Genomic DNA, 13444 nt, shown 5'->3' with positions numbered 1-13444 from the left:
CTAGACCCTCCCCACAGGGTTTATCGGTTGCGCCTGGAAAAGCCGACGGATGCAGGAAAATTTAGAGACAATAATGAAGTGGTTGTGGAAAACGGCATCACCCATGAAATCGTTCATACGCCGCCCCCTTATCATGACATACCTTTGTTTGTAAACACGCTATGCCAGTTCTTCAACGAAAAACAGACAGAAACGTTCATACACCCTATCATCAGAGGGATTATCATTCATTTTATGGTATCTTACATGCACCCTTTCATTGATGGCAACGGGCGCACGGCAAGGGCATTGTTTTACTGGTATATGCTGCACCAAGACTATTGGCTCACCGAGTATCTTTCTATTTCCCGTATTATTGCTAAAAACAAGAAGTCGTATGAAAAGGCATTCCTGTATACCGAAGCCGACGAACTGGATATAGGGTATTTCGTGACTTATCATCTACACGTGCTTGAAAAGGCATTTGACGAGTTGAAAAAGTATATCACACTGAAGATTGAGAAAAGAAAGAACGGCGCCATCTTCTTCCAACTGGAAGGTATTAATGAGCGCCAGGCCGACATTCTTGGCCTAATAAGAGAACATCCGGGAGTAATGTTGACCATAAAGGAACTAGAAAATAGATTCTCTATTACCCATCCTACAGCTAAAACAGACATAGACCAACTTGTCAAACAGGGCTACATGACCGAGATCCCTTTAAATAAAGTAAAAAGTGGTTATATAAAAGGAGACAAATTCGATCGGATGATGGAGACATTAAAATGAAAATTCTTGTAAATTCTTAAAGGATTTACAAGAATTTCCATTATGATATATTTCCGGAACTAACGAGCGGAGGGAAAATGGATCATCGTCTGTTTCCTTATCAATGCAATGATTGCAAGGCTTTGTAAACGCCATTGGTCCATCCGAATCCGTCTTGATTGGGATATTCACCACCACCGGTGTTGCTCACGTTCACAGCATCGTATTTCTCTAGCAATTTCCCTGTAGAACAATAAACGCGTTGACACATTCTCATCCACCGATTTCTTATCTCCATGGATAGCGTCAGGAAACCATAGTCGTAGAGTCCCTTGCAGGTTATCCATTGCAAGGGAGCCCACGCGTTAGGTTCATCCCATTGCTGGCCCGTCTTCAACAATGTAGTGACGATGCCCCCTTGCTTTAAGAATCTAGTTCTAAGGCACAGTGCCATTCTTTTGGCTTCCTTTTTGTCGGCTATGTGCTCAAACAAGGCATAGGCGCCAGCTGCCGTAAGGCTATGAGATAAAGTATGTGTCGTCCAGATGTAATCTTTATAGAAGCCATCGGTCTCGCTCCAGCAATACTTTTTAATCGCTTTCTCACGTCTTTCTGCTTTCAGGGCATACACACCGGCCAGTTGCTTGTTCTGTTTCAGACCGTATGCCTTTGCCAATGTTTTTTCCAAATGATGCAACAAACAATTCAGGTCTATGGGTATAATATCCATAGTCTGCGTGGTGGCCAGATCCTTCTCGTCTCTCATCCATCTGCTACTAAAGTCCCAGCCAGATTCTGCTGCAGCTCGGAGGTTACGGAACAAGACACGGGCCGAATCCTTATTCATCATTCCCGCCGTGGTGAGGTCGCTTCTGTACATTTCTTCACGTGGCGTATCATACTTGTCGTAATATCTATTCAGCAGGCTGCCATCCGGCATTTCCACACATCGATATGTCGTCAGGTTATGAGCAGACAGGATATCACTACCCTTCATCCAGAAATCATATTCTTTCTGCATTTCATCCAGATACTTAAGATAAACACCTTTCCCTCTGTTCGCGCAATGACGTCTACCATCAAAGAGAAGAACGGCGGTTGTGACCGTCCCACATAATAGGTTCTGTTGCCATTGGGAATAAATCCCAGGCTATCTATCAACTCCGCGAAATTATCCACCATATCACGCGCCAACTGCCCTTCTCCGTCAGCCACCATTCCAAGCATCGAGAAATAGGAGTCCCAATAATAAATTTCACCGAAACGCCCGCCAGGTACAAAATAGGGATGTTTGAGGTGGATAAAAGTGCCGTCAGGCTCATTCTCAGGCTCTCGGCGCAGGAGCGACCATAATTGCCGAATATGGCTATCTATGTCACCATGCGCCGTAAACGTCGTAGCTGGTACAATGGGCTGGGTAAAGTTCTTGTTGATAAATTCGATTAAGGTCGAGACATGATGTCTTTGCAGGGTCTCATAGTCTTTCTTGATCCATGCCAGGCTGCGTCGAGGCTGCATATCCAAGAAAGTCTTGGGCTCGGCAAAGAGACGATCCTTTCCGAACAAGCTATCACAATTCATGACATCATAAAACAAGATCCCCATCTGTTTTTCCGGGAGCAGGGCATCCAAGTCCCTCTGCTGAGCGCCAGCCAGCAGAGGGACAGAAAACAGAACGGCCATGACGAATATCCTTACCTTCATCATTTTTACTTATCTATTCTATAAATGACAGCACTGATACCATTCAGTTTGATGACATCACCTGCACTGCCCGACTTATAGGAAGCTTTTCCTGTAACGACGGCGACCTTTGCCTTCCCACCTTGAGAAGCAATCACGGCTTTCACGGGCTGTGCACTGGGATTAATGGCAACGATATAAGTTTCATCGCCTGACGATCGACTATAGACCATAGGATATGGCTTACTCTCATCACTGAGTAAAGCCCACATACCACTATTGCGCAATGCGGCCGAAGAATGTCTCAGATGGATAATACCTCGCACGAATTGCAATAACGACTGGGGGTCTTTCTGCTGAGCCTCAACCGTAATTCTTCCCTGATCGGTGTCTACGGGGAAATAGAGTTTATCGGGCGTACAGGTGGAAAAGCCTGCCGTCACACTGTTATCCCATTGCATCGGTGTACGCGTACCAGCACGCTCATTGCTACCCTCCTTGGGGGCAATGCCCATCTGGTATTTCATACCGATCTCATCGCCATAGTAGAGGAAGGGTACTCCTGGCATGGTCAAGAAGAAAGTCATCACAACTTTCAGTTGATTCATCGTGTTGCGAGAGCCGATATTTGGGCGCTGAAAGTCATGGTTTGCTGTCGGGATGGCTATGTAGCCTAAATCCTTTGTGGCATTATATGCTTGAGAAAAATTGTCGATAAACTCCTTTATTTGTCCCTTTCCACTCTTATCAAAATAGCAATAATCGTATGAATTGCTTACACCGTAAGGCGTGTCTTTGGCGAAAAAAAGCGAAGGATAACCCTTGATGCCAAAATGTATCATAAAGTCGATATTAAAGCCTGCAGGTATGGCCTCTTTCGGATTAGACCACTCGGAAATCAACACCGCATCAGGATATTTTTCATCTTTCCACTGACGCATTTCATTCCATAATTTTGAAGTTTCCTTTTTATCAGGATCATTCTTGACGAGTGAAGATGCCATGTCAACGCGGAAACCGTCGACGCCCTTGTCCAGCCAGAACGACATGATATTCTTTATCTCTCTGCGCACGGCCTGTGGACCGGGGGCACTGATGCTTTGTTCCCAAGGATGACTGGGGTCGGGGTGTGCAAAGCCATAGTTCAAGGCTGGCTGACACTCAAAGAAATTTTTTTCATAATACTTAGCCCGTGGCGCATTAGCCTCCACATACCTGCCCCGTGTGCTTGCCGCAGGAATGGGATCATGGTGACGCTTCTCTATATCTTCTTTATCTTTATCCGGAATGGAATCCGACCAGATATAATAATCACTATAACGCAGATTGGCGTCTTTTCTCGCCGATTCCTTAAACCATGCACATTTATCGCTAGTGTGACCAGCAACAAGGTCCAGACACACTTTCATACCACGCTTATGGGCCTCATTCACCAAGGTGACAAGGTCAGTATTCGTACCAAATCTGGGGTCTACCTCATAGAAGTCGATAACGTCATACCCGCCATCGAACCAGCCAGAGTGAAAGATGGGATTCAACCATAGCGCATTCACCCCTAGCGACTTGATATAATCCAACTTTGACGTGATGCCCGGAAGGTCACCATAGCCATTACCATCACTATCCATGTAAGAAGATGGATAGATTTGATAGAACACTGCATTTTCAAGCCATTGAGGTCCCTTGTTCTGCGCATGAACTGTAAATGACAAAACTACAGACGATGCTACTGTGATGATTTTTCTTAAACGATTGCTATTCATGTTATTTTATTTTTAAATAATATATTGACAATGTAGAATCTACTCCTGCTGACTATTCCATGGTATTGTGTCATATACAATACCATGGATGTCAAAGGCTTACATTACTTTTTTTATATTTATTTCTTAAATTTTTGAATTACCATAAGAATTTCAATTTTTTTTGTATATTTGCATAGAATTTTCATTCTGACATAGTACGATGAAAGAAACAACAGAAGTTACTTTATGGCAACAAATCAGAGCCGGTAACAACAAGGCTTATGAGCAATTGTTTCTGAGATATGCCGACTTCATGTTAGCATACGGGTTAAAATTTACTACTAATAGAGAACTTGTCAAAGATGCAATTCAAAATGTCTTCATGCGAATCATATCCGGTCATGAGCATATCGGAGACACCGACAACGTGAAAGCCTATCTGATGGCTTCATTACGACGAGAAGTCACCGTCAGTATACGCCATCAAAACATGCTCTCTCTTGACAACGAAGAGCCTCGATTCAATATGCTGCCGATGGTTGCCGAAGTCGACAGCATTGAAGATAGTGAAGAAAAGAAACAACTCATATTCTTATTAAACAAAGCCATAACTCGTCTTACTCTCCGTCAGCAGGAAGCAATATACTTGAGATATATACAGGAACTGCCGATGAAGGAAGTAAGTACGATGTTGGATATGAATTATCAGTCTACGCGCAACCTTTTGCATCGAGCCATCACAAAGCTAAGAGACGACATGGATGGACAGATAACCAATCTGCCTGATCTCATCTTGTTGCTTGTCCTCTTTTACCGTTGACAGTTCATTCTCTGACAAAGGTCTGCTTATCTTTACCTATTCCCTTCAATGTCAGTTTCTTCCAACCTTTTGGCAGAACGCTTTTTACCTGTGTGATACCACCGTCATAGGAGATGTCTACGCCGCCGAATCCCATCATGACACCTTGCAGGATACCACCTGCGCCAGTAGCAAAATAGGGATTGGTACCACCTTTCGTTTCGGCAATGACGCGGAATGGCGGTAACAGGTTAGGCTCATAGCTATCCTTAAAATAACGGGAAGCCAGATCAACATCACCCAAACGCGACCACAGCAGTGAGAAGATGGCCTGTGTCATGGCAGGTGTGCCTTGCCCAGGCACGCGCTTCTGATAGAATTCTAAATCTTTCTTGATTTGTGCCTCATCGGTGATGAATTTCAATGGAAATGCCAACAGATTGACATCAGCCTGCTTGATGTTGTCGCCTTTGTAGGTCTGGTATTCCTTTGTGACGCCGTCCTTGTCAGCATAAAAAGGTATCTTATCAGCTACTGCCTCCCAATCTTTGTTAATCGGTTCGCCCAGCAGGCGTGCGGCTTTGGCTGCACAGAGCAGATTCATCTTGGCAATACCATTCGTGAAGGCATCATCATCAATATTTTCGGCCCACTCGTCGGCAGCAACGACATTGTTAATATGGCAGACGCCGTCGGCAGAGCGGTCTACGCGGCTCAACCAGAAGTCGGCACTCTCTTTGAGCAATGGGTATCCACGCTTCTGTAACCAGTCACGGTCGCCGGTAACGCAATAATATTGCCAAGCTGCAAACCCTACGCAACCCGTGATGCTATGTTCAAGGGGACCGGTCATCGCCCAAACAGGTGTATCTTCCTCTCCCGAGTCGGAACTCTCCCACGGGAACTTGGCACCAGCATAACCATACTCTTCGGCATTGCGCTTGGCTGCTTCCAACCGGTTATAACGATAATCCAAAGCCGACTTAGCTAGTTCTGGATGTAACATCAGTAGAGCCGGATACATCCAAGTCTCCATATCCCAGAACACATGCCCGTTATAACCCAGTCCGGAGAGTCCCATCGGCGAGATAGACAATTCGGAACCTTCTCTCAGAAAGGCATAGAGATGATACATCATGCCGTGTACATCCTGCTGAGCCTGAGCGTCACCATCGATGATGATGTCGCTCTTCCAGAGTTCATCCCAAGCACTGAAATGCCGAGCCATAAGTTTGTCTTTGCCTTGCAATAGGCAATAGAGCACCAGTCGTTTCACCTCATTGATAGGATCGAAAAAAGTGGCGTTGGACATAGTGGAACCGGCAACGACAAACTCATATTTCTGTCCTTTCTTTAAGGTACGCTTAAAAGAAATCTCGTGCCCGTTAGCAACAGAGTCGTCCTTCACTTCTGTATTCTCATTGTTAGGGAACAGGAATGTGGAACAAGCGCAAACGTGGCGGTAACCCGTGGGGCTTTCACTCTCTGTTGACAGTAACTTAGCCTTTGCATGGCTGGCATCCATTTCCTCGTATTTGTATTTGCCATTTTTGAATCCTTCTGGCAACTGCTGCATGTTCGTAGCGCAGATGGTGATGTCCTGCTTCGGAACAATCTTTACGATCAGAAGACCGCAATACTGCAACTGACGCAATGAGACGAACTGATAATTCACTTCTGCCACATTACGGAAATTGAAATCGCCACTGAAGACTGCGTGCCGCATGTCCAGCGTCTGCGTGTAGTTGCTTACATTCTTGTAATTGACCGTCTCACCATTAATCTTGAGAGTGGTATTCAGCATATTGAATCCATGAAGGAAATTGCTCACATCGCCCCGGCCAAACTTGTCATAGCAGCCAGCCAAGACTACGCATGACGTCTGCAACGGCTGATATGACGAAACGAGTCCTAACATGCCATTCGCCACGGTTTCACCGTAATAATGAGTGTCGTCAATAGGGGTTGCTTCTATCTTCCAAGCGTCTTGAGCAAAAGCAGAAAGAGAAAATCCCAGAATAAATACCGAAAACAATAGTTGTCTCATATCATGCAAATATTAATAATAAAGAGGCGGGCAACAGAGTCCGCCTCTTCAAGGTTGATTTCAGTTAATATCCTTCATTCTGCTGCAGATCCGAGTTTGCCTCAAGAGCCGTCTGCGGAATGGGGAATAATATTTTATAGGCAGGTGTTTCCTCCACATTATAACGAGCCTCGCAATAATGATTGAAGCGTACCATGTCGTCACGGCGAGCCATTCCTTCCCAGTAGAACTCATAGCCACGCTCCTTATAGAAAGAGTCCAGAGTAAGGCTGGAAGAAGTATACTCCTTTACACCACGAGCTTTGCGAACGGCATTGATATCCTCCACGGCACCGGCGATGTCGTTGCCTTTTCGGAACTTTGCCTCACCACGCATCAGATAGATATCCGAATAGCGATAGAACATCACATCATTATCACTCCCCGACCCCCACTGATAATCTGGGTTAGGAGCAAACTTGACGACCCTGTAACCTTGCTCCTCTGTCGCATTATCAACACTAAACTCTTTTGTGAAGTTCAGGTCTTTACCTTGTCTGGTCTTCAGTTTCTCTCCGGCAACGGAATATTGCTGACCACCGATAATACCAATGTTAAAACCTATCTGACTCTTCAATCGATCACTTGTGTAACGGGGATCCGACGGGTCCCAAGAGTCTACGAATGTGGGAGTAGTACAACAACCGTTCCAGAAGCTCTTGAAATTGTTGAATGTCATGCTGTAATGCAAAGCCATGTTCAGCCAATTAGAGCCTCCCGTATCTGTGGCCTGGTCATAGATGATTGGCAAGATGCCTTCTGTCTTATCACAATAGTCAGCATTATCACTTAGAAACATTTTCCAATAGTCATCCGCTAATTGATATTTGCCCGATTTGATGATGTCATCACAAAGAGAAATCACCTCATCCCATTTAGACTCTCCATCGGTGAAGGCAGGAGCTTTACCAGTAAACACCTGGTAGTTCAGATAAACATGAGCCAGTATCGTCTGTGCCGTAGCCTTTGTTACGCGTCCATAAGGCACCGCACCCTTCTCTTTCAGATTAGGAATGACAGTCTGCAAGTCTTTGATGATACGTGCTAAAGCGTCAACACGACTTAAAATGATTGGCTTTGAAGAATAATCGGTCTCTGATGCCTCGCGAAACGGGAAATGTCCATAATAGTCCATGAGGTAATACATAAACAGACTACGCAGAACCGTGACTTCATTCATATATTCCTTCACATCGTCGGTCTGCTTCATATTACCCAGATAATTGAGTGCCACATTACAACTTGTTACATGTTGCATCAGACCATTCCATGTATTTCTGACAACCGTGTTTGTTGCATCATAAGTATGCCAGAACAACGTACGATTATTCACATCATTCCAGTCAGACCCACGTGTCGGAAAGATTGCCTCATCTGTACAGCATTCTGTAACTTTCCATGAGCCGCCGTCACTCATCAAATCTCTCAGCGCAGCATAAGCTGGAGCAGCCACCATGGCTGCATTACTGGGATTGCTGATAAGAGAAGAATTATCCTGTTCGTTGAGTATCTCCTCATGTAGATTTGTACAACCTTGCAATAAAAAGGCAAGAAGTACAGTAGCAATTAAATATATTTTTTTCATAATCGTCTTAAATTTAGAAATTGATTGATGCGCCTAGAGTAAAACTACGTGCCATAGGATAATTGGTCCATCCTATACCACTAGCAGGGATACCATCTGTAACACGACGGGAATCGACCTCTGGGTCGTAACCGGAGTAACCCGTAATACAGAAGAGATTATTTCCCATGGCAGAAAGAGTCAGGCCATTAATCCACTTATTCGATTTAAGAGGAACCGTATACTTCAAGACAGCGCTTGACAGACGCAGATAGGAACCGTCTTCAATGTATCGGTCAGAGAAGTCAAGACTATTGGTGACGGATTCTTTCAGGCTCCGGGCACTTGTTGTGATATTGTATCCGTTATCGAAAAGAGATAGTCCGTCAAGGCAGTTGGCCAGATTATTATAGATGTCATTACCAAAGACGCCATTGAAGAAGAGGCTCAGTTCGAAGTTTTTCCATCTAAGACTGGTATTGAAGTTAAGTGTGAAGTCCGGTTGTGCGTGACCAATCACCTTTTCAACCTTGTTGCCATCGGCATCCGTCTGATAAATGCTCATGCCCTTGTCATCGAAGCCTAAGAAATGGTAACCCCAGAAGGTCCCTATCGGCTGACCATTCATGATATGCTGTATACCATTAAATCCATCAAGACCAGGGCCAGCAGGCCATCCTACAGGAATATATGACATCGGCAGGTTCTTTACGTCATTCTTGTTCGTTGCGAAATTAACACCGAAGTTCCAAGTCCAGTCTGCTTTGTCAACCAGCACTGCGTTCAAGTTAATTTCCAGACCTTTATTGATGATCTTCATATCCTTTACGTTGCTCCATATTGTGTTGGTTGGAGCTGGAGCTAGAGAATAGATTTGCAATAGTACATCCTTCGTGGTCTTATAATACCAGTCGATGCTACCACTCAGACGGCCCTTCAGCACTGCGAAGTCAAGACCGGCATTCCATTGCCCTGTCTTTTCCCATTTCAGGTCAGGATTCGGAGTACGTGTCAACGTAACACCCGTCGTAATATCAGTCGTGCCATTCAAGTAAGCACCAGTAGTGGTTCCCAGTTTCAATTCGGAAATCTTATCCGGTATTTCCTGGTTACCGGTAAGACCCCAACCAAGACGAAGCTTTAAATTATCAAAGACATTGAGTTTCTTGATGAAGTCTTCTTCGCTCATACGCCATGCTAAAGCCACAGATGGGAAATAGCCGTAACGGTTATTCTTTCCGAATCGTGTACTACCATCTGCACGGAAGTTGACGGTTGCCAGATATTTATCCATAAGGTTATAGTTCACACGCCCGTAGAAAGACTGTAGTTCATGGTTCACGACATCTGAAGTTCCATTTATTTTCGTATTGTTGCCATAAGCGAAATTATAAAGATAATCAACATTGCTTACATTATAGCCATTCTCACTGAAGCCATACCAATAATCATGGAACTTCTGATAAGAATGACCGGCAAGGAAGTTGAACTTATGGATGTTGCCAATATTTAAATCATAGGTGAAATAGTTCTCAATCAGATAGTTTTTCGACTCTACATTTCTGACATAAGACTCACCGCCACTGGGCAGATAATTCAGTTCTTGGTTCTGTGTGACACGCCGGCTTGTGTTCATCTGGTCAAGAGCGTAGTTGAATTTATACTTCAGTCCATTGCAGATATCCACAGTGGCTACAGCCGTAGCGAGGATACGGTCTGTCTTTGTGCAGTCGTTCGTAAGGTTAAGCATGGCCAACGGATTTCTTACTACCGGACTATACTGATAGTAACTGCCATCTTCCTTATATACCGGAATAGTAGGATTGTTCTTCAATGCCGAGAAGATAAGGTCACCCTCATATCCGCCTGCCTCACCAAGAGGAGCACGGCGGTTGTTCACGTGACTGGCAAGCAGACTTCCCTCCAAATGAACACGATTATTGAGAATATCCTGATGTACATAGAAGTGTCCGGTATATTTACGCATATCTGTGGTCTTGATAATACCAGCCTGATCCTGTACGTTAGCAGAAGCCCTGTAACCACTGCTGGCACTACCACCGGAAATGGAGATATTGTGATTGTGAGAGAAGGATGTGCGGAAAATCTCATCCTGCCAGTTCACATTGCCATTAAGATCATCAATGGTTACGCCCTTCTCTTTGGCAAATGCTCTGTATTCATCACCCGAAAGGACATCTATCTGCTTAGGAAGATAGGATATGCTCATAGACCCAGAATAGTTGACTTGGGCTTTGCCTTGCGTATTCTTCTTGGTCGTAATGAGGATGACGCCGTTTGCTGCACGCGAGCCGTAGATGGCTGCCGCAGAAGCATCCTTCAAGACAGAGATAGACTCTATATCATCAGGATTGAGATAGTTAAGAGGGTTGGTATAACTAGCTGAGCTTACACCCTGAATGCTACCGCCATCTGCCTGTAGACTGGTAGAAACGTCAAGAGGCACACCGTCGATAACCCACAACGGATCCTGGCCGGAGCGAATAGAGTTTGAACCGCGTACGCGAATGGTAACGCCACCGCCAGGTTCACCGCCGTTATTGGTTACATTGATACCGGCAATGCGGCCTTGAAGCATCTGTGAAGGTGAGGTCACGACGCCTTTATTGAAGTTCTTGTCATTAATCTCCGTCACAGAACCGGTGAGGTCGCTCTTCTTCATGGTTCCATAACCTACGACAACGACTTCGCTCAGGAGCTTATTGTCAGGCTGGAGGCTGACGTTGCTGTTTGGTCCTGCCTTGATTTCTATCGGCTTATAACCGATAAAGGACAACTCGATGCGTGAACCTTGTAGAACATCAAGACTATAATTGCCATTAATATCGGTAACGGTTCCCATCGTCGTTCCCTTTACAGAGACGCTGACACCCGGCATGGGCTGACCGTTTTCATCGGTGACGGTACCAGCAACTTTAACGGTCCTTGTAACCGATGCTTGTTCTTGTTTGTAAATGAGTATCTGGCGCCCCGAGATATCATATTTCAGGCCAGTACCATTGAGAATGCTATTCAGAATTTGTGTGATTGAGGCGTCATGGAAATTAGCGGTAACTAGATTCTTAATATTTTGAGTATTACTATTATAACCGAAGACATAGTCGCATTGTTTTTCGATAAGAGACAGTACTTTGTTAAGCGGCATTTTGTTAACATTGATGGTAATGCTGTTAGAGGATGATTGCACAATAGATTCAGCACTCATGGCCGAATTTGCGAAGGAAGGAACAAAAAGTATAGAGAAACTTAACAAGGAAATTCCTGTCAAGCTTTTTCTCATTACTTTGAACCTGATTAGACGTTTATTCATTTGGTTTAAATTTTTATGGTTAGTGTGATTTTCTTGTTTTTGTTTTCTGTCATAGCGCTCAGTGGCGACTATGACCGTTGATTTAGGATAGAAGTTTTTTGTTCATAGGCAGGTTATTTTTTTATTATTATATTATAAGAATTTTCACTTTTCTTAATGATGTTGATCGGTGCTATCTTTGACAAGTTCTCCAGCAGTTCGTCGATAGGCAGGCGGGCATCGAGTTTACCGCTCAGACAGATGCTTCTAACGTTGTTGTCGACAAAGTGAAAGCGCACGTTGTAAGCCTTGCTAATCTGCTGCAGAATGACATTCAGCGTATGGCCATCCAGATTAATGATATCATCTTTCCAATCAGTCAACTTCTTGATATCTGGCTCCGTCTTTACCGACGTATGTCTGGTTAGTGTGTTATAGGCAAAGGTCTGGCCCGACTTTAAGATGACATGATCGCCGAGTTCCGTCATAGCGGATACCGATCCACTAATCAGGGTCACCCTACGTTCCGCATTGCGCGAATAAGTGGACAACAGAAATTCCGTACCCAGGTCTTTTACGGTCAGCCCTCGTCCCATCGCCGTGAATGAAGACGTGGCCTTATGATGTACCGAGAAGTAGGCTTCGCCGTCTATGCTGACTTCGCGCAACTTTGCGTTTGTCACATCGAACGGGAAAGTCATCTTAGAACCTTCGCGCATCGTGATCACGGTTCCGTCCGACAAAATGATATGAGCCCTGCTTTGACTGGGCACGGCTATCGCTAGCGACTTGCCGGCATTCTTCATATCCTCATTCTTCAGCGATATATGCGAGGTTCCGTCCGTAATTTCCACCATGTTCTGCTGGGGCAAACACCTTACCGTACATCTTCTACCAAACATCATGGTATTGTCTTCGAAGACAATGGTTGTGTTGTTACATTTCGTAACATCCAGCAGAGCCAAATTTGACTCCATAGAATTGTAGTTCCTATTCATATACAGCAGGACTCCACCTATTATCAGAAGAGTTACCACGGCTGCGGCCATCTTTAGGAGCAACGGCATCAGGCGTATGTTTCCATGGGTCCGAGACCGATGTACGGAACCAATAATGTTCTTCCACATTACTTTTTTCTCATCACTGCTGAGCATCGGCTCATGAGAAATGAAGAAGTTCTTTATATCTTTAAGTTGGTAGTTCATTTGATCCCTGTTTACTAGCATAAAGAGAGAATTTAAGAATTGTACTCACTTTTTTAGCTGTTTTTTTCTTTGGCAAAAAAAAATATATCATCACGGGTACTACTCCCTTATCCCATATCGCTCATGGATATCAGACGAAGAGACGTTTGCACGTAAAGGACGTGAGCGAACAACTCCGCTTAGCGACTTTACTGTATTGCATAAATGGAAAGTATCATCAAAAATCGGCGCAACCGATAAACCCTGTGGGGATTGTCTAGGATGCTAACCCAAAACGGTTGCTAAACGATACATGAAGAACGGTA

The 13444-nt window shown here is 44.5% G+C and carries 7 protein-coding genes and 1 pseudogene; 2 read left to right on the top strand and 6 right to left on the bottom strand.

Features of this window, described 5'->3' with window-relative positions; translation table 11 throughout:
* Positions 1-768: Fic family protein (locus tag HMPREF2983_RS07155; protein WP_141757639.1), on the top strand; the 768-nt coding region annotated here is incomplete at its 5' end.
* A gap of 100 nt (positions 769-868) precedes the next feature.
* On the opposite strand, the pseudogene HMPREF2983_RS14310 reads toward HMPREF2983_RS07155, so the two are convergent.
* Together HMPREF2983_RS14310 and HMPREF2983_RS07145 are read right to left on the bottom strand one after the other, a co-directional pair.
* Positions 869-2265 (bottom strand): annotated as a pseudogene (locus tag HMPREF2983_RS14310) (trehalase family glycosidase).
* Positions 2266-2456: 191 nt separating this feature from the next.
* Positions 2457-4193 (bottom strand): alpha-amylase family glycosyl hydrolase, encoded by a 1737-nt coding sequence (locus HMPREF2983_RS07145; RefSeq protein WP_070667539.1) that lies wholly within the window; start codon positions 4191-4193, stop codon positions 2457-2459.
* Between the two features lie 202 nt (positions 4194-4395).
* On the opposite strand from HMPREF2983_RS07145, the gene HMPREF2983_RS07140 reads away from it, so the two are divergent.
* Positions 4396-4995, top strand: a complete 600-nt coding sequence (locus HMPREF2983_RS07140) for an RNA polymerase sigma factor (protein ID WP_070667538.1) — start codon at positions 4396-4398, stop codon at positions 4993-4995.
* A 4-nt stretch (positions 4996-4999) separates the two neighbouring features.
* On the opposite strand, the gene HMPREF2983_RS07135 is transcribed toward HMPREF2983_RS07140, so the two are convergent.
* The 4 genes from HMPREF2983_RS07135 to HMPREF2983_RS07115 all read right to left on the bottom strand — a co-directional run bounded on the left by HMPREF2983_RS07135 (position 5000) and on the right by HMPREF2983_RS07115 (position 13139).
* Complete coding sequence (locus tag HMPREF2983_RS07135) at positions 5000-7021, bottom strand: kojibiose hydrolase (RefSeq protein WP_070667537.1); 2022 nt, start codon at positions 7019-7021, stop codon at positions 5000-5002.
* A gap of 64 nt (positions 7022-7085) precedes the next feature.
* On the bottom strand, positions 7086-8645 hold the full coding sequence (locus HMPREF2983_RS07130) for a RagB/SusD family nutrient uptake outer membrane protein (RefSeq protein ID WP_070667536.1): 1560 nt from the start codon (positions 8643-8645) through the stop codon (positions 7086-7088).
* Positions 8646-8658: 13 nt separating this feature from the next.
* Positions 8659-11790 carry a TonB-dependent receptor gene (locus tag HMPREF2983_RS07125; RefSeq protein WP_083316732.1) on the bottom strand — a complete coding sequence of 1044 codons (3132 nt, stop codon included), beginning with the start codon at positions 11788-11790 and terminating at the stop codon, positions 8659-8661.
* Positions 11791-12068: 278 nt separating this feature from the next.
* Positions 12069-13139, bottom strand: coding sequence for a FecR family protein (locus tag HMPREF2983_RS07115; RefSeq protein ID WP_070667534.1), 1071 nt, complete (start codon positions 13137-13139; stop codon positions 12069-12071).
* Positions 13140-13444 lie beyond the last annotated feature (305 nt).

This window comes from Prevotella sp. HMSC077E09 (genome assembly GCF_001814685.1).
GTDB lineage: Bacteria > Bacteroidota > Bacteroidia > Bacteroidales > Bacteroidaceae > Prevotella > Prevotella oris.
This window is presented reverse-complemented; position numbering and strand designations above follow the sequence as displayed.

What these genes read in the sequence shown, in the direction of transcription:
- HMPREF2983_RS07145 (WP_070667539.1), bottom strand. Translation starts at nt 4,193, where the DNA reads ATGAATAGCAATCGTTTAAGAAAAATCATCACAGTAGCATCGTCTGTA.
- HMPREF2983_RS07140 (WP_070667538.1), top strand. Translation starts at nt 4,396, where the DNA reads ATGAAAGAAACAACAGAAGTTACTTTATGGCAACAAATCAGAGCCGGT.
- HMPREF2983_RS07135 (WP_070667537.1), bottom strand. Translation starts at nt 7,021, where the DNA reads ATGAGACAACTATTGTTTTCGGTATTTATTCTGGGATTTTCTCTTTCT.
- HMPREF2983_RS07130 (WP_070667536.1), bottom strand. Translation starts at nt 8,645, where the DNA reads ATGAAAAAAATATATTTAATTGCTACTGTACTTCTTGCCTTTTTATTG.
- HMPREF2983_RS07125 (WP_083316732.1), bottom strand. Translation starts at nt 11,790, where the DNA reads ATGCCGCTTAACAAAGTACTGTCTCTTATCGAAAAACAATGCGACTAT.
- HMPREF2983_RS07115 (WP_070667534.1), bottom strand. Translation starts at nt 13,139, where the DNA reads ATGAACTACCAACTTAAAGATATAAAGAACTTCTTCATTTCTCATGAG.